Here is a 16,588-nt window from a genome sequence, read left to right on the forward strand (position 1 = left end):
AGCCTTAGTTGAGAATTGTTCAGCATCTTCTCATCGGCCGCTCCGTGCCCTAGGGTCCGCCCATGCGTCAGCTCACGCGTCAGCCCATGCGTCTGCCCGGAGCCGAGCCGGCGGTGGCCGCCGTCGCCGGGGTCTGCCTGCTGCTCGTGCTGCTCCTGGGCCTGACCCCGGCCCTGACCGCGCTCACCGCGCACAAGGGAATGACCCTGGTCCCGAGCGCCCTCGGGGCGCCGTTCGCGCTGCCCTCGCTCCGTGCGGTGCCACTCGGGAGCACGGGCTGGCCCCAGCTCCTGTGCGAGGACTTCGCGGCAGCGGTCCTGGTGGCGGCGGCGGTCCTGCGCATGCGCCGCCATCTGCGCCGACGCCCCGTCGCGAGCCGCCCCCGCCGCCTCCTCGCAGGCTGGACCGCGCTGATCACGGGCGCGGCGACGGCCGGGGTGTGGCGCGGCCTGGTAACGGCCCGAATGGTCGAGGCGGGCCCGGCGGGCTGGCTGCTGTACGGGGCGGCGGGGGCGGCGTTCGGGGCGGCGTGGGGGTTGGGACTGGGCTGGCTGCCGGGGGTGGCGGCGCTGGCCGGCCACCCAGCCCGTCCGGCGAACACAGACGCCAGCCCACTCCTAGCCCGCCAAGCGACTACGGACACCAGCCCACCCCCAGCCCGTCCGGCGCTTGAGGACGAGCGCCCTTAAGGAGCGATCGGGGGTCCGGGGGCGGAGCCCCCGATAGGGGTGGAGGGGACGAAGTCCCCGCCGGGGTCTGGGGCACAGCCCCAGGAAACCAACCTTCACCTCCCTCCAACCCCCGGAGGGTCTCGGGAAGGGGCGGGGTGGGGAAGATCTCACCCCCACGGCCCGCACCCCCATTCCAAGCCAGGCCGCGCCCAGCGACCCGCATTCCCCCGGCCCGCCCAACCCCACCGCATTGCGATGAAAGCCGACACCAAGCCCCCCGGGACCCAGCCGCCCCAAATCACGAGGCACCCCGCGAAACACGCCCGTAAGGTGGCCGTCATGCAGGTGATCCAGTCGACGAAGCTCGCCAATGTCTGTTACGAGATCCGGGGCCCGGTCCTTGAGGAGGCGATGCGTCTTGAGGCGCAGGGCCACCGCATCCTCAAGCTGAACACCGGCAACCCGGCAGCCTTCGGCTTCGAGTGCCCGCCCGAGATCCTGGAGGACATCCTCCGCAATCTCGCGGGCGCGCACGGCTACGGCGACGCGAAAGGCCTGCTGTCCGCGCGCCGCGCGGTGATGCAGCACTACCAGACCAAGGGCATCGAGCTGGGCGTCGAGGACGTCTACCTCGGCAACGGCGTCTCCGAGCTCATCCAGATGTCGATGCAGGCGCTGCTCGACGACGGCGACGAGGTGCTCGTCCCCTCGCCGGACTACCCGCTGTGGACCGCCTCGGTCTCGCTCGCGGGCGGCACCGCCGTGCACTACCGCTGCGACGAGCAGGCCGACTGGATGCCGGACCTCGCCGACATCGAGCGCAAGATCACCGACCGCACCAAGGCCATCGTCATCATCAACCCGAACAATCCGACGGGTGCGGTGTACGACGACGAGATGCTGCGCGGTCTCACCGAGATCGCCCGCCGCCACAACCTGGTCGTCTGCTCGGACGAGATCTACGACCGCATCCTGTACGACGGCGCCACCCACACCCCGACCGCGGTGATCGCCCCGGACCTGATGGTCCTCACGTTCAACGGGCTCTCGAAGAACTACCGGGTGGCCGGCTACCGCTCCGGCTGGCTGGCGGTGTGCGGGCCGAAGGCCCACGCGTCCTCGTACATCGAGGGCCTGACCATCCTCGCGAACATGCGCCTGTGCGCGAACATGCCGTCCCAGCACGCGGTGGCCACCGCGCTCGGCGGCCGCCAGTCGATCGAGCAGCTGGTGCTGCCGGGCGGGCGGCTCCTGGAGCAGCGGGACACGGCGTACGACCTGCTCACGCAGATCCCCGGCGTCACCTGCGTGAAGCCGAAGGGTGCGCTCTACCTCTTCCCGCGCCTGGACCCGAACGTCTACAAGATCAAGGACGACCGGCAGATGGTGCTCGACCTGCTGCGCGCCGAGAAGATCATGGTGGTGCACGGGACCGGGTTCAACTGGCACGAGCCCGACCACTTCCGGATCGTGACGCTGCCGTCCGCGAAGGACCTGGCGGACGCGGTGACGCGGATCGGCACGTTCCTGGACGGCTACAGCCAGGTGTAGCCCCCGGCCTCCCCGGCCTCCGATTGGGCCCGACTCAACTTTAGACAGAATCTAAGCTAGGATGGCTTCCTGAAACACTCAGGAGGCCATTCCCATGTACGAACCGATCCGCACCAAGTCGGTCCACAGCACGATGGCCGCCGACGACGCCCCCATCCCGCACCGCTCCCGCGAGGACGAGCTGGACATCCAGCTCGCCGGACACCTCTCCGCCCTGCTCGCCGTCACCGACGAACTCGGGCTCACCGAGGCCGGGGACGCCATCGCCCGGCAGGTCGCCCGGCTGCGCGGCGGTCTGCCGCCGGTCCGCCACGCGGGGCTCAGCCGGGCCGACGCGGACACCCTGCACAAGCGCGCCCACGCGCTCGCGGGCCGCGCCCTTCTCGTCGCCGCCTCGCGCGCCGACACCGCCGCCGCGATCCTGGCGGCGGAGCGCATGGACGCCCACGCGGCGGCCCGCGCCCTCACCGCCGCCTCCTGAGCGGCCCCTGTTCGGCCCCGGTCCGCGAGCCGCGGAGGTCTGCGGACCGGGTGCCACACATTCCCAACTGCCGTTCCGTACGCGCCAATTGAGGCGACGTACACACGCGCGCATCGATGGAGACGTACGCGAAAAAGGCCGACCCCCGGAGCCGTGAGGGAACTCCGGGGGTCGGCCTGTATACGCGGCGGGTCACGAGTGACCCCACAGGTCAGGGCGGATGTCGAACCGACCCGCCGCGAACACCTCCGGCCGGGCCAGGACAGGCGGCCGTGACCGGAGGGGGTTTCGGGGCGGTCAGCCGAGGCGGGACACCAGGGCGCGGTACTCGTCCCACAGCTCCTTGGGCGCGTGGTCGCCGAAGGTGTTGAGGTGCTCGGGCACCAGCGCCGCCTCCTCGCGCCAGACCTCCTTGTCGACCTTGAGCAGGAAGTCGAGGTCGGCGTCGGGCAGGTCCAGGCCGTCGGTGTCCAGGGACTCCTTCGTCGGCAGGATGCCGATGGGGGTCTCGACGCCCTCGGCCTTGCCTTCGAGGCGCTCCACGATCCACTTCAGGACGCGGCTGTTCTCGCCGAAGCCGGGCCACACGAACTTGCCCGCGTCGTTCTTGCGGAACCAGTTCACGTAGTAGATCTTCGGCAGCTTGGCGGCATCGGCGTTGGCGCCGACCTTGACCCAGTGGGCCATGTAGTCGCCCATGTTGTAGCCGCAGAACGGCAGCATCGCGAACGGGTCGCGGCGCAGCTCGCCGACCTTGCCCTCGGCGGCGGCGGTCTTCTCGGAGGCAACGTTCGCACCGAGGAAGACGCCGTGGTTCCAGTCGAAGGACTCGGTGACCAGCGGCACCGCGGAGGCGCGACGGCCACCGAACAGGATCGCCGAGATCGGCACGCCCTTGGGGTCCTCCCACTCGGGCGCGATGATCGGGCACTGGCCGGCCGGCACGGTGAAGCGGGCGTTGGGGTGCGCGGCCGGGGTGTCGGAGGCGGGCGTCCAGTCGTTGCCCTTCCAGTCCGTGAGGTGCGCGGGCGCCGTCTCGGTCATGCCCTCCCACCACACGTCGCCGTCGTCGGTGAGCGCGACGTTGGTGAAGACGGAGTTGCCCCACATCGTCTTCATGGCGTTGGCGTTGGTGTGCTCGCCGGTGCCGGGCGCGACGCCGAAGAAGCCGGCCTCGGGGTTGATCGCGTACAGCTGGCCGTCCTCGCCGAAGCGCATCCAGGCGATGTCGTCGCCGATCGTCTCGACCTTCCAGCCGGGAATGGTCGGCTCCAGCATGGCGAGGTTGGTCTTGCCGCAGGCGCTCGGGAAGGCCGCGGTGACGTACTTGGGCTCGCCGCTCGGCGGGGTCAGCTTGAGGACGAGCATGTGCTCGGCGAGCCAGCCCTCGTCGCGCGCCATGACGGAGGCGATGCGCAGCGCGTAGCACTTCTTGCCGAGCAGGGCGTTGCCGCCGTAGCCCGAACCGTACGACCAGATCTCGCGCGACTCGGGGAAGTGCGAGATGTACTTGGTGGTGTTGCACGGCCACGGCACGTCCGCCTCGCCCTCGGCCAGCGGGGCGCCGAGGGTGTGGACGGCCTTCACGAAGAAGCCGTCGGTGCCGAGCTCGTCCAGGACGCGCTGTCCCATGCGGGTCATGGTGCGCATCGACACGGCGACGTAGGCGGAGTCGGTGATCTCGACGCCGATCGCGGAGAGCGGCGAGCCGACCGGGCCCATGCAGAAGGGGACGACGTACATCGTGCGCCCGCGCATCGAGCCGCGGAAGATGCCCTTCTCACCGGCGAAACTGTTTCCTTCTCCGGTAAAGATGGCCTTCATCTCGGCGGGGGCCTTCCAGTGGTTGGTCGGGCCCGCGTCCTCCTCCTTCTCGGAGCAGATGAAGGTACGGTCCTCGACCCGGGCGACGTCACGGGGGTCGGAGGCGGCGTAGTACGAGTTGGGGCGCTTGGCCTCGTCGAGCTTCTTGAAGGTGCCCTTGGCGACGAGCTCCCCGCACAGGCGCTCGTACTCTGCCTCGGATCCGTCGCACCAGACCACACTGTCCGGCTGGGTCAGTTCCGCGATCTCGTTGACCCACGAGATCAGTTCCTGGTGCTTGGTGGGGACAGAGAGGGGAGCCGCGATATCGCGCGCCACGATCGCTCCTTGATGAGGGTCTTTGGAGGGGTTGACGTACTACTTCATTGCCGCCCCGTGGGGGCTGCGACCCGGATGCTTGACCCCGTGGATCCTCTTGGCGCTCATCCGGTGCCGACCGCACTCATCTGATCTTCCGCGTCGTTCGCCCATATGTCCAGGGGGCCTCTCACGTGAGCATCACCACTTACCGCCTTCTTAACTGCCATTTGCCGTTCACTTACCCGACGACCGAAGGACGCTCAGTGACGGGCCGTACCTATCCGTAACCTACGGGGCCGTAGGTAGCATGCGGACCATGACTGATCAGGTGATGGCCCCCGCGATCGACCCGGTGACACAACAGGTGAAGCCGAAGATGCGCGGCTGGCTGCACGCCGGGATGTTCCCGGCCGTACTGATCTCGGGCCTGGTGCTGACCGCGCTCGCGGGCTCCACCAAGGCGCGGATCGCCTGCGGGATCTACGTCCTGACCGCCTGCCTGCTGTTCGGGGTGAGCGGTCTCTACCACCGGGGCAACTGGGGCCCGCGCGGCGAGGCGATCCTGCGCCGCCTCGACCACGCCAACATCTTCCTCATCATCGCGGGCACCTACACCCCGCTCACCCTGCTCCTGCTGCCCGGCTCGACCGGCCGGGTCCTGCTGTGGGCGGTATGGGCGGCCGCGGCGGCCGGCATCGCCTTCCGGGTGTTCTGGATCGGCGCCCCGCGCTGGCTCTACACGCCCTGCTACCTGGCGATGGGCTGGGCGGCCGTGTTCTTCCTGCCCGACTTCATGCGGGCCGGCGGCATCGCGGTGCTCGTCCTGGTCATCGTCGGCGGGCTCCTCTACAGCGCGGGTGGCGTCATCTACGGCATCAAGCGCCCGAACCCGTCGCCGCGCTTCTTCGGCTTCCACGAGGTCTTCCACTCGCTGACGCTCGCCGCGTTCGTCGTGCACTACGTGGGCATCTCGCTCGTCGCCTACCAGCACGGATAACCCGGACTCCGACCCCTGAGGGCCCCCGGCGCATCGGCGCCGGGGGCCCCTTTCGCGTTCCCCGAGCCGTCGCCCCCGATCCGCCACTCCTGAGTCGTTGACACCAACAACCTTTTGAGAGTTACTGTCATAAGACATGAACTTCCAATGTGCGCGACCTCGCGTACGGAACTCACCCACGGGGGCCGACCCATGACGACACCGCCCACACCCGTCACCGGCGCCGCGGCGCCCACCCGCACGGCCGCGCCATCCCCCGACCCCCGCCGCTGGTGGGCGCTCGGGGCGATGGTCGCGAGCATGCTGGTGCTCGGCTTCGACATGACGATCCTGAACGTCGCGCTGCCGACCATGGCCGCCCAGCTCGGCGCCACCACAGGACAGCAGCAGTGGATGGCCGACGCGTACGTCGTCGTGTTCGCGGCGCTGATGCTTCCCGCCGGGCTGCTCGGCGACCGGTTCGGGCGGCGCCGGATGCTGATCACCGGCCTCGGGATCTTCCTGGTCGGCTCACTCGTGGGCTCGCTCGCGGGCAGCGTCGAACCGGTCGTCGCGGCCCGCGCGGTCATGGGCATCGGGGGCGCGCTGGTGATGCCGCTGGCGCTGGCGGTCCTTCCCTCACTCTTCGCCCCGGCCGAGCGCGGCAAGGCCATGGGCATCGTCACCGCGGCCTCCGCGCTCGGCATGCCTCTCGGCCCGATCATCGGCGGGTTCCTGCTCAACCACTTCTGGTGGGGCTCGGTCTTCCTGATCAACATCCCGATGGTCGGCATCGGCATAGCCGCCTGCGCCTTCCTGCTGCCCGAGACCCGCGACCCGGCGTCCCCCAAGGTCGACGCCCTGTCCACCGCGCTCACCGCGGCCGGGCTCGGCGCGCTGATCTACGCCATCATCGAGGCCCCGAACCGGGGTTGGGGCAGCCCGCTGGTCCTCGCCATGCTGGGTGGCGGAGCGGTCCTGATCGCGGCTCTGGTCGTACGGGAGCGGCGGGCCGCGCGCCCGATGCTGGACCTCAAGCTGCTCGGCCACCGGCCGTTCCTGCTGAACACGCTCGCCGCGACGCTGGTGATGTTCATCCTGTCGGGCCTCATGTTCGTGCTGCCGCCCTACCTCCAGGCGGTGCTGGGCAACGACGCGTTCGGCACCGGCCTTCGCATGCTGCCGCTGATGGGCGGGCTCATGGTCGCGGCCAAGGGCGTCGCGCCGCTGACCGTACGGTTCGGGGCGCGCGGCGTGATCAGTGCCGGGCTCGTGGTGCTCGCCTGCGCCGCGCTGCTCGGCAGCCGGACCGATGTCGGGGACGGCTACGGCTACACCGCGCTGTGGCTCGCGCTGGCCGGACTCGGGTTCGGCTTCGCGATGGTGCCCGCGATGACGGCGGCCCTCGACACCCTGCCCCCGGACCGCGCGGGCAGCGGCTCCGGCCTCCTCATGACGGTGCGTCAGGTGGGCAGCGCCGTCGGCATCGCCCTGCTCGGCTCACTGCTCGCCGGGGTGTACGCGGACGGTCTGCCGGCCGGGGCACCACATGCGGCCGGGGACTCGGTGGTGGCGGCGCACATAGTGTCCGCGAAGACGGGCGACCTCCCTCTCCTGTCGGCCGCCGACTCCTCGTACGTGCACGGCATGGGCGTCGTCCTGCTCGTCTGCTGCGCGGCCGCCGCGGTGACCGCGCTGCTCGCCGCGGCCCTGCTCCCGAAGACCGAATCCGCAGGTCCGGCGCCCGGCGGCGTCGCTCCGGCCGCACCCGATGCAGGACAATGACCACATGGCCGCCACCTCTCGCACCAGCCCCGCCGCCGGCTCCGTCACCTCGGCCGAGTCGGTCGACCCGGTCGACTCGGTCGCGGAGAGCCTCCAGCCTCAACTGAGCCTGCGCGAACGCAAGAAGATCAAGACCCGCACCGCGATCCGCCGGGCCACGTACCGGCTGATCGCGGAGCAGGGGTACGAGGCCACCACGGTCGAGCAGATCGCGGAGGCTGCGGAGGTCTCGCCCTCGACGGTGTTCCGCTACTTCCCGACCAAGGAAGACATCGTCCTGACCGACGAGTTCGACCCGATCATGCTGCGGGAATTGCGGTCCCGGCCCGCCGGGGAACCCCCGCTGGAATCGCTGCGCGCCATCATCACCGAGGCGGTCCGGCTCTCCCTGCTGCACGACCGCGAGGAGACCCTGCAGCGCACCAGCCTGATCGCGGAGATCCCGGCGCTGCGGGCCCGCATGATGGAATCCGTGGCTGCGACGAGCCGGATGTTGTGCGAGGTGCTGGCGGAGCGGACGGGTCGGGAGGGGGTGGACCTGGAGGTCCGGGTCTTCGCGATGGCGGTGCTCGGGGCGCTCCACGAGGCGATGGTGTACTGGGCGGAGCACCACCACGAGGACGACTTCCTGGACCTGATCGCCCGAACGATGAACACGCTGAGCGAGGGCTTGACCCTGGGTACGAAGTAGGCCGGGGTGCGCTGGGGCTCCGCCCCAGACCCCGTTGTGCCCCACCCCGCCCCTTCCCGAGACCCGCCGGGGGTGGGAATGGGCTGAGGTCCGTTGCCTGGGGCTCCGCCCCAGACCCCGTGCCTTTTCGGCTTACGGACCGTGCGTGGCTGGTCGCGCAGTTCCCCGCGCCCCTAGCAGGGTTGGTCCTGGCAGGGCGCCCATGCAGGCCTCCCAAGCCCGCACCGCGAACACGGACATCAGCCCACTCCAGCCCGTCCGGCGATTGAGGACGAGCGCCCTTAAGGCGCGAACGGGGTCTGGGGCGGAGCCCCAGCGCCACCCACCGGCCCGCACCCGCCGCACGGCAAATCCAGCCTCTCCGGCGTTTGAGGAGCGGAGGTCTGGGGGCAGCGCCCCCAGCGCCACCCAGCTGGCCGCAGCCAACCCCACTCCCCCGGAGGCCACGCGGCGGAGCCGCAGAGCGTCACAGCGGGAAGGGGCGGGGTGGGGGCTAACTCAGGGCCTCAGCCAGCGCATCCGCCGAAGTGACCGGCGCCTCGCAAGTGAACCGCCGGCACACGTACGCCGCCGGAGAGCCGTCCACCAGCGGCCGGTCCGCGAGGAGCGGGAACTCCCCGTCCCCCGGCATCCCCACCGCCACCACCGCCCCCGGCGCGGAAGCCAGCAGCGCCGTACGGTGCAACGCCCCCGTCCGCGGGTCGGTGGGCGCGCCCACCACCGCGACCTCCCGCGGCCCGTCCAGCGCCGCGGAAGCCGCCGCAAGACCCCAGCCGATGAACCGCGGCGCCCGCGGCCCGAGCGTCCGGACCACCCCCAACGCCCCCTCCGCCGCCTCCCGATGCGCCGAGGACCCCGTGTGCGCCGCATAGGACAGCAGAGCCGAAGCCGCGGCCGTCCACCCCGAGGGCGTCGCGTTGTCCGTCGGGTCCTGCGGCCGCCGGATCAGCTTCTCCGCGTCGTGCGCGGTGTCGTAGAGGACGCCCTCCTCGCCGACGAACTGGTCCAGGACGATGTCGAGGAGGAACCCCGCGAACTCCAGCCAGACCCCCTCCCCCGTCACCCCGGCCAGCGCGAGGAAGCCCTCGGCGACGTCCGCGTAGTCCTCCAACACCCCGCTGTTCGCGCCCACTTGACCGTCCTTGGAGGTCCGGGCGAGCCGGGCGTGGCCGTCCATGTGGACCCGTACGAGAACGTCCGCGGCCTCGGTCGCGCGCTCCACCAGGTCCGGGCGGTCGAAGAGCGCGCCCACCTCCGCGAGCGCCGCGATCGCCAGGCCGTTCCAGGCGGCCACCAGCTTGTCGTCCCGGCCGGGCCGCTCCCGCAGCTCACGCGCCGCCAGCAGTCGCTCTGCCGAAGATCCGTCCAACTCGCCACTATTTGAAGGGAGTTGGAGGACTGACGCGCCCTCCTCGAACGTGCCCTCCTCCGTCACCTCGAAGTGCCGGGCCGCCGCTTCGCCGTCCCGCTCGCCCAGGACCTCGGCGAGCTGCGCGGGCGTCCACACATAGAACGCGCCCTCCACATGGTGCCCGGCACCATCGTCGCTGTCGGCGTCCAGCGCGGAGGCGTACCCGCCCTCGTTGGTGCGCAGCTCGCGCACCATGAAGTCGGCGGTCTCCAGGGCGACCCGGCGGGCCAGCTCGGAGCCGGTGACCCGCCACAGGTGCGCGTACACCCGGCACAGCAGGGCGTTGTCGTACAGCATCTTCTCGAAGTGCGGCACCAGGGCGGCCCCCGGGCGCGGGCGCAGTACGTAGCGGTGGAAGCCGCCGCCCAGCTGGTCGTACAGGCTGGAGCGGGCCATGGCCTCGCACATGCCCTCGGCCATCTCCAGGGCGCCCTCGGACCCGGTCCGGACGTGGTGGCGCAGCAGGAACTCGATCACCATGCCCGGCGGGAACTTGGTGTCGCCGCTGCCGAGCCAGCCGCTTGCCGGGTCGTACTCGCGGACGATCCCGAGGAGCGCCTGGTTGAGCTCCTCCTCGCCGGGCATTCCGCCCGCGCCGTGGTCCAGTTCGCGGGCCGCCAGATCGCGGGTGATCTTCCCGGCGACGTCCGCGACCTCGTCGCGCCGGTTGGCCCACGCGCCCTGGACGCCTTCGAGGACCTGCCGGAAGGACGGCATGCCGTGCCGGGGCTCGGGCGGGAAGTACGTACCGAAGTAGAACGGCTCGCCGTCCGGGGTCATGAACACGGACATGGGCCAGCCGCCCTGCCCGGTCGCCGCCTGCACCGCCTCCATGTAGACGGCGTCGACGTCGGGCCGCTCCTCGCGGTCCACCTTCACGTTCACGAAGTGCTCGTTCATGAAGGCCGCCGTGACCTCGTCCTCGAACGATTCGTGCGCGAGGACGTGACACCAGTGGCAGCTGCTGTACCCGACGCTGAGCAGCACCGGAACCCCGCGTTCGCGGGCCTCCTCGAAGGCCTCGGGCGACCAGGGCCACCAGTCGACCGGGTTGTCGGCGTGCTGCAGGAGATAGGGGGACGTCTCATGGGCGAGGCGGTTCGGCATGACCCCATACTCCCCCACGCGGGAGATGATCCGCCGACTCCCTCGCGCCGACGCGCGTCACGCTGGACACTTGGAGACGTAGGCGGGCGACGGGCTCTCGGAGGGGGACGCACATGCGGGACAGCCATCGGGCCGAGGCCGAGCGGCTGTTGGTACGCGCCGTGGAGGAAGAGGTACGGCGCTCCGGCGGACGGTCCGACGGGAGCGCCCTGCTCTCCCGGGGCCGGGGCGCGCTCGACGCGCTGGCCCGGAGCGCCGCGGAGGAGTACGCGGCCTACACCCACGCTCTGGACGAGGCGACGGCCGGACAGCTCTCCTTCGGGAAGCGGTTCAAGCGAGATGGCGGCTCAACCGGCTTACTCGCGACGGGAGTTGGGGCAATCGCCGCCGTGGTCGTCGACATCGCGCTCGGGGTCGGCGCGGGCGGCGCGGTGGGCACCGGGGCGGCCGTGGCGGTGGCCGGGGCCGCGGGGACGGTCGCCAAGGTGACGGCCTCGCACGTGCCGGCCGCGCACCGCCGGGCCGGGGCGCTCGGCCAGCCGGGTGGCCTGGAGCAGTTGCGGCTCCAGTGGCTGACGGCGCTTGAGGTGCGGGGCATCCGGCCGTTCCTGGACCAGCAGCGCGCGGTGAGCCCCAAGCCGCCGCAGAAGAAGGTGCCCACCCAGCTGCGCGGCACGGACAAGAGCGCGGCGGCCCGCCGCAGGTCGGTGCTTGAGCAGTCGTTCGGCCATCTGCCCGATCCTCAGGGCCCGTTCGCGGGGCGGCGCTCCGAGCTGGCGCGGATCGGCCAGTGGGTGCAGGCGGCCCGGGCCTCGACGGAGACCCGCCCGGTGGTCGTCGTCCTGCACGGCGCGCCCGGTTCGGGCCGCAGCACCCTCGCGGTGCGGGCGGCGCACGGGCTGCGCGACCAGTTCCGCGGCGCGTGCCTGGTCGACATGCGCGGCGGCGGCCTGTCGGGCGAGAGCCCGTTGCCGACCAGGGACGCGCTCCTTCACCTGCTCAACCGGCTCGGCGCGCCCCGCGAGCAGCTCCTGTTCCGCGAGAGGTCCTCCCCCGAACAGCAGGTGCGCCGCCTCGCCGAGCTCTACCACCAGCACCTGACGGGCCTCGCGGTCACCGTCGTACTGGACGACACCGACGACGCCGAGCAGGTCCGCACCCTGGTGCCGCAGCGCTCCGAGGGCCTGGTGCTCGTCACCTCCTCCAAACCCCTCGACCTGCCCGCCGACTTCCCGGCGTGGGTGCACCAGCTGGCCGTCGAACCACTGGACGCGGCGGGCGCGGAGGAGCTCCTGCGCGAGTCCGCCGAGGAGAAGGAGCCCGGCCCCTACGACGCCGAATCGACCGAGCTGGTACGGCAGTTGTGCGGCGGGCTCCCGCTGGCGCTGCGCATCGCCGGGTCCTCGCTCGGGCCGCGTTCGGCGCGGGCACTCGCCGCGGACCTGGCGGCGTACGGTCCGGTGGCGCCCGCCGAGCGGGCCCTGTGGCTGCGCTACACCGACCAGTCCGAGCCGGCCCGCCGCCTCCTGCGCCGCCTGGCGCTCGCGGGCAGGGCCTCGCTCGGCGCGGCGGCCGCGGCGTCGCTGCTCGCCGCCGACGAGCAGGAGGCCCAGCGCCAGCTCGCGGCTCTTGCCACCGCCGGGCTCATCGACCACGTGCGCGGCAGCCGCTACCGGCTGCACGACGTCGTACGGTCCTTCGCCGAGGCCCGCCTCGCCGACGAGGAGGAACCGGCCGAGCGGGTGGCCGCGCAGGAACGCCTCATCCGCAACTACGCGGAGCTCGCGGACGCGGTGGGCCGCATGGTCGACGGCAAGATGTCGACACGGGCCGGCCAGTTCGGCGGGCACGGCTTCCCCTCCCTGGACGCGGCGCTGCGCTGGCTGGACGACGAGTCGAGCTTCATCACGGCCGCCCTGCGCCAGGCCGAGGGCGTCGACCAGGAGGCCGTGCTCAGCCTGCTCGGCGCGCTGTGCGACTACTGCCTGCTGCGCGGCGACCTCTACCGCCTGGGCGAGATCAGCGAGCTGACCCAGGCTGTCGACCAGGGCCTGCTCGTCCGCTCCGTGCAGTGGCGCACCGGCATCGCGGCCCGCCAGCTCGGCGAGCTCGACACGGCGCGTACGACACTGTCGTCCGTGGTCAACCTCTACCGCGAGGCCCAGCACGAGGCGGGCCAGGCCCTCGCGCTGTGCTCGCTCGGCATCACCCTGCACCACCAGGGCAACCTCGCCGAGGCCGCGACCCGCCTGCGCGAGGCGATCGACCTCCAGGCCGGCGAGGAGCTGTCCGGCGACCGCGCCTGGTCGCTGCACGCCCTTGCGGCGGTCGAGCGCGACCGGGCCAACCTGTCCGGCGCGCTGACCCTGCTCGCCACCGCGCTCGCCCTGCACCGCGAGAACGAGTCGCTGCACGGCGAGGCCTGGACGCACTTCCAGCTCGGCCAGCTGTATCTGCGGATGGGTGAAGTCCCGCGCGCCGAGGAGGAGTTGCGTACCGCGCTCGACATGTACGGGCGCACGCGCGACGGCCGCGGCGAGGCCTGGGCGATGACCCAGCTGGCCCGCGCCCGACTGGTCGACGGCGACGCGTCGGCCGCCGTCGACCAGCTCCGCCAGGCCCTGTCGCGCCACCGCGAGCAGGAGGACGCGCGCGGCGAGGCCTGGACGCTGTACTACCTGGGCCAGGCCCTGGAGGAACGCGGCGACCGCGACCAGGCGGTGCGCGAGCTGGAGCGGGCCCGCACGATGTTCTCCCGCATGCGCGACGTGTACGGGCTCGCCTGCACCCGCCACCACTCGGGCCGGGTCACCCGCGACCAGCGCGCCGCCCAGACCGGCAACCTGCGCAACTCCGGCTTCGCCCGCCAGCTCCTGGTCGACGCGCGCGCCGACTTCCACCGCATCGGGGTGGCGCACGGCGAGGCCTGGACGTGTCTGGAGCTCGCGTTGATCGACGCGGGCAACAACCGACCGGGCCCGGCGCTCGCGCTGTGCGACGAGGCGACCGCGCTGTTCGCCTCGTACGACGACCGGCGCGGCGGCGACTGGTCCCGCTTCCTGCGCTGCACGCTGCTGCCGTACGCGGGCGCGGGCGGCGTGGACGTCGGCACGGCGGTCGCCCAGGAGGAGGTGGCCCAGCTCCTGCGCGCCACCCACGACTCCCGCGACGGCAAGCTGGAGGACTGCGCGGAGGCCTTCGCGCTCATGCTGGAGCGCGGCATCTCCCTGGAGGCCGGCTGGCAGGCCTGGCACCTGGGCATGGTCCCGGACCGGCACGCCCGGGAGGTCATGGGGGTGCCGGTGAGGGCGGGGCGCTGACGCCGTCGGCCACAGCCGGAAGCACCCGCCGCCGCGTCCCTGAACGGGCGCGGCGGGGGCGCTCAGCAGACCCGGAGGGTCAGGCGTTCTTCGGTGCGCTCTTGCCCGGGGCGGCCGCCGGGGTCGCCGCGGACGGGTCCGGGGTCTCCTCGAAGTCGACCTTGCCCATGTGGCGGTTCATCGACTTCATCAGCATCCACACGCCAAGGGCGAGGGCGGCGAAGACGATGAAGCCGAGGACACCCGGCGTCACCTTGTCGTTGTTGATCTCGTCGGCCAACGGGATCATGTGCGTCATTGCGAGGCTTGCGCTCATATCAGGCATTGTCGCGTACGCCCGCGAAGAGGTCGTCCTCGGGGAGGGAAGTGTCCACGAGCGACTTCGCGAGCTCGTACTCCTCGGTCGGCCAGACGTCCTTCTGGAGGTCGAGCGGCACGCGGAACCAGCCGCCGTCCGGGTCGATCTGGGTGGCGTGCGCGATGAGCGCCTTGTCCCGGATCTCGAAGAACTCCGCGCACGGAACGTGCGTGGTCAGCGTGCGTTCGGCGCGCTCAAACTCCTTCCAGCGCTCCAGCCACTCGCCGTACGGGGACTCCATGCCGCGGGCGAGCAGCGCCTCGTGCAGGGCGACCGTGCGCGGCTTGTTGAAGCCCTGGTTGTAGTAGAGCTTCTGCGGCTGGAAGGCCGGGCCGAACTCGTCCTCGGGGAACTTCTCGGTGTCGGCCGCGCCCTCGAAGGCCACCATCGTGATCTTGTGCGTCATGATGTGGTCGGGGTGCGGGTAGCCGCCGTTCTCGTCGTACGTCGTGATGACCTGCGGACGGAAGGTGCGGATGGACCGCACGAGGCGGCCGGCCGCGACGTCCACGTCCTCCAGGGCGAAGCAGCCCTCCGGCAGCGGCGGCAGCGGGTCGCCCTCGGGCAGCCCCGAGTCGACGAAGCCGAGCCATTCCTGGCTCACGCCGAGGATCTCGCGCGCCTCGTCCATCTCTCTCTTGCGGACCTCGTGGATGTGCTCCTCGATGTACTTGTCGCCCTGGAGCTTGGGGTTGAGGATGGAGCCGCGCTCGCCTCCCGTGCAGGTCACGACCAGCACGTCCACCCCCTCGGACACATACTTCGCCATGGTGGCCGCGCCCTTGCTCGACTCGTCGTCGGGGTGGGCGTGGACGGCCATCAGTCGCAGCTGCTCAGTCAAGACTCGATCCTCGGTGACTCAGTAAGTGAATTCGGCGCCCTCTGTGATCGGCGCAATGGGCGGCTTCTATAGTGACCGAATCGGGGGGCGGAAAATTCCGGCGACCCCCACCAGCAGGAGGACGATCATGGCCGCTGTTCGCGAGCAGCTCCCTCAGGGGCGCTACGGGCGCTCGGCGGACGAGCGCGCGGACCGCAAGCTGAAGATCGTCGGCTCGGTGCTCGGGGTCGTGCTGCTCGGCGTGATCGGCTGGATCGGTTACGACTACGTGGGCGGGCAGTCACTCTCCGCGCAGGTGATCAAGTTCAAGGTCATCTCGGACACCTCGGTCGAGGTGCACCTCGAAGTCGTCAAGGACAAGAACGCCAAGGGCACCTGCACCCTGCGCGCCCAGCAGACCAGCGGCGACGACGTGGGCCGGGCGGACTTCCGGTTCGACGAGCCGGTCAAACAGGTCGACAAGGTCGTCACGATCACGACGACCTCGCGGGCGACAGCCGCCGACCTGGTCAGCTGCCAGTCCGACTGAGCCGCAGCGGGCCGCACCGGCCCGACCCGGCCCCGTACTGCTCAAGTTATTGATCAAGGTTGACGACGCACTGCCTCTGACCTGCGTTGATGAAGTTCTAGCGGTTTATGTCCTCCCCCTACGGCGCCTGAATTGTTAGGCTCGTGGTTTCGCCCACCCATCCAGGCACATGCTTTGGGGTAGGGCGATGCTTTGTATTCCCAGTACCGACGAGGAGCACCTGTGACCCAGACCAGCGACAACGTCACCTGGCTGACCCAGGAGGCGTACAACCAGCTCAAGGCCGAGCTGGAGTACCTGTCTGGTCCCGCGCGCACGGAGATCGCCGTAAAGATCGCGGCGGCCCGTGAGGAGGGTGACCTCCGGGAGAACGGCGGGTACCACGCGGCCAAGGAGGAGCAGGGCAAGATGGAGCTCCGGGTGCGCCAGCTGACCCAGCTCCTGGAGCACGCCAAGGTCGGCGAGGCCCCCGCCGCGGACGGCGTGGTGGCCCCCGGCATGCTCGTCACGATCGCCTTCGACGGCGACAAGGACGACACCCTGCAGTTCCTGATGGCCTCGCGCGAGTACGCCTCGGGCGACTTCGAGACGTACTCGCCGCAGTCGCCGCTCGGCTCCGGCGTGAACGGCAAGAAGGTCGGCGAGGACGCCGAGTACGAGCTGCCCAACGGCAAGAAGGCCTCGGTGAAGATCCTCGCGGCCGAGCCGTTCACCGGCTGACGCCCGCACGCCCTGCGAAGCCC

General features: G+C 71.1%; 13 protein-coding genes. 9 read left to right on the top strand and 4 right to left on the bottom strand.

Translation table 11 applies throughout. From position 1 onward, the window contains the following. The first annotated feature begins 62 nt into the window (after window positions 1-62). The 3 genes from OHA17_RS14855 to OHA17_RS14865 all read left to right on the top strand — a co-directional run bounded on the left by OHA17_RS14855 (window position 63) and on the right by OHA17_RS14865 (window position 2,703). Window positions 63-689, top strand: a complete 627-nt coding sequence (locus tag OHA17_RS14855) for a hypothetical protein (RefSeq protein ID WP_406507058.1) — start codon at window positions 63-65, stop codon at window positions 687-689. Window positions 690-1,010: 321 nt separating this feature from the next. Beyond that, window positions 1,011-2,222, top strand: a complete 1,212-nt coding sequence (locus OHA17_RS14860) for a pyridoxal phosphate-dependent aminotransferase (RefSeq protein WP_053726314.1) — start codon at window positions 1,011-1,013, stop codon at window positions 2,220-2,222. Between the two features lie 94 nt (window positions 2,223-2,316). Beyond that, on the top strand, window positions 2,317-2,703 hold the full coding sequence (locus tag OHA17_RS14865) for a hypothetical protein (RefSeq protein ID WP_406507059.1): 387 nt from the start codon (window positions 2,317-2,319) through the stop codon (window positions 2,701-2,703). A 297-nt stretch (window positions 2,704-3,000) separates the two neighbouring features. On the opposite strand, the gene OHA17_RS14870 is transcribed toward OHA17_RS14865, so the two are convergent. Beyond that, window positions 3,001-4,845, bottom strand: a complete 1,845-nt coding sequence (locus OHA17_RS14870) for a phosphoenolpyruvate carboxykinase (GTP) (RefSeq protein WP_406507060.1) — start codon at window positions 4,843-4,845, stop codon at window positions 3,001-3,003. 289 nt (window positions 4,846-5,134) lie between these two features. Between OHA17_RS14870 and OHA17_RS14875 the strand changes: the two genes are divergently transcribed. The 3 genes from OHA17_RS14875 (at window position 5,135) to OHA17_RS14885 (ending at window position 8,279) form a co-directional block, all read left to right on the top strand. Then, a complete protein-coding gene (locus tag OHA17_RS14875) occupies window positions 5,135-5,824 on the top strand; it encodes a hemolysin III family protein (RefSeq protein WP_406507061.1) in 690 nt (229 codons plus the stop codon). A gap of 192 nt (window positions 5,825-6,016) precedes the next feature. Continuing rightward, complete coding sequence (locus tag OHA17_RS14880) at window positions 6,017-7,588, top strand: DHA2 family efflux MFS transporter permease subunit (RefSeq protein ID WP_406507062.1); 1,572 nt, start codon at window positions 6,017-6,019, stop codon at window positions 7,586-7,588. Between the two features lie 4 nt (window positions 7,589-7,592). Further along, window positions 7,593-8,279 (top strand): TetR/AcrR family transcriptional regulator, encoded by a 687-nt coding sequence (locus tag OHA17_RS14885; RefSeq protein WP_406507063.1) that lies wholly within the window; start codon window positions 7,593-7,595, stop codon window positions 8,277-8,279. Window positions 8,280-8,772: 493 nt separating this feature from the next. Here OHA17_RS14885 and OHA17_RS14890 read toward each other — a convergent pair whose 3' ends face one another. Next, on the bottom strand, window positions 8,773-10,797 hold the full coding sequence (locus OHA17_RS14890; RefSeq protein WP_406507064.1) for a thioredoxin domain-containing protein: 2,025 nt from the start codon (window positions 10,795-10,797) through the stop codon (window positions 8,773-8,775). A gap of 113 nt (window positions 10,798-10,910) precedes the next feature. Here OHA17_RS14890 and OHA17_RS14895 point away from each other — a divergent pair, with 113 nt between their 5' ends. Then, window positions 10,911-14,117 (top strand): tetratricopeptide repeat protein, encoded by a 3,207-nt coding sequence (locus OHA17_RS14895; protein ID WP_406507065.1) that lies wholly within the window; start codon window positions 10,911-10,913, stop codon window positions 14,115-14,117. Between the two features lie 79 nt (window positions 14,118-14,196). Here the strand turns inward: OHA17_RS14895 and OHA17_RS14900 are convergent, their stop codons facing one another. Both OHA17_RS14900 and mca read right to left on the bottom strand, forming a co-directional pair. Beyond that, on the bottom strand, window positions 14,197-14,442 hold the full coding sequence (locus OHA17_RS14900) for a hypothetical protein (protein WP_406507066.1): 246 nt from the start codon (window positions 14,440-14,442) through the stop codon (window positions 14,197-14,199). Then, the gene (mca, locus tag OHA17_RS14905) at window positions 14,435-15,316 is read right to left on the bottom strand and encodes a mycothiol conjugate amidase Mca (RefSeq protein WP_406507067.1); all 882 of its coding nucleotides are present in this window, start codon (window positions 15,314-15,316) and stop codon (window positions 14,435-14,437) included. The genes OHA17_RS14900 and mca overlap by 8 nt, the downstream gene beginning before the upstream one ends. A 127-nt stretch (window positions 15,317-15,443) precedes the next feature. Between mca and OHA17_RS14910 the strand changes: the two genes are divergently transcribed. Continuing rightward, window positions 15,444-15,845 carry a DUF4307 domain-containing protein gene (locus OHA17_RS14910; RefSeq protein WP_406507068.1) on the top strand — a complete coding sequence of 134 codons (402 nt, stop codon included), beginning with the start codon at window positions 15,444-15,446 and terminating at the stop codon, window positions 15,843-15,845. A 222-nt stretch (window positions 15,846-16,067) separates the two neighbouring features. Further along, complete coding sequence (gene greA / locus OHA17_RS14915) at window positions 16,068-16,565, top strand: transcription elongation factor GreA (RefSeq protein WP_406507069.1); 498 nt, start codon at window positions 16,068-16,070, stop codon at window positions 16,563-16,565. The last annotated feature ends 23 nt before the right edge of the window (window positions 16,566-16,588 follow it).

The sequence above is a fragment of the Streptomyces sp. NBC_00212 genome, from assembly GCF_045206365.1.
Lineage (GTDB): Bacteria > Actinomycetota > Actinomycetes > Streptomycetales > Streptomycetaceae > Streptomyces.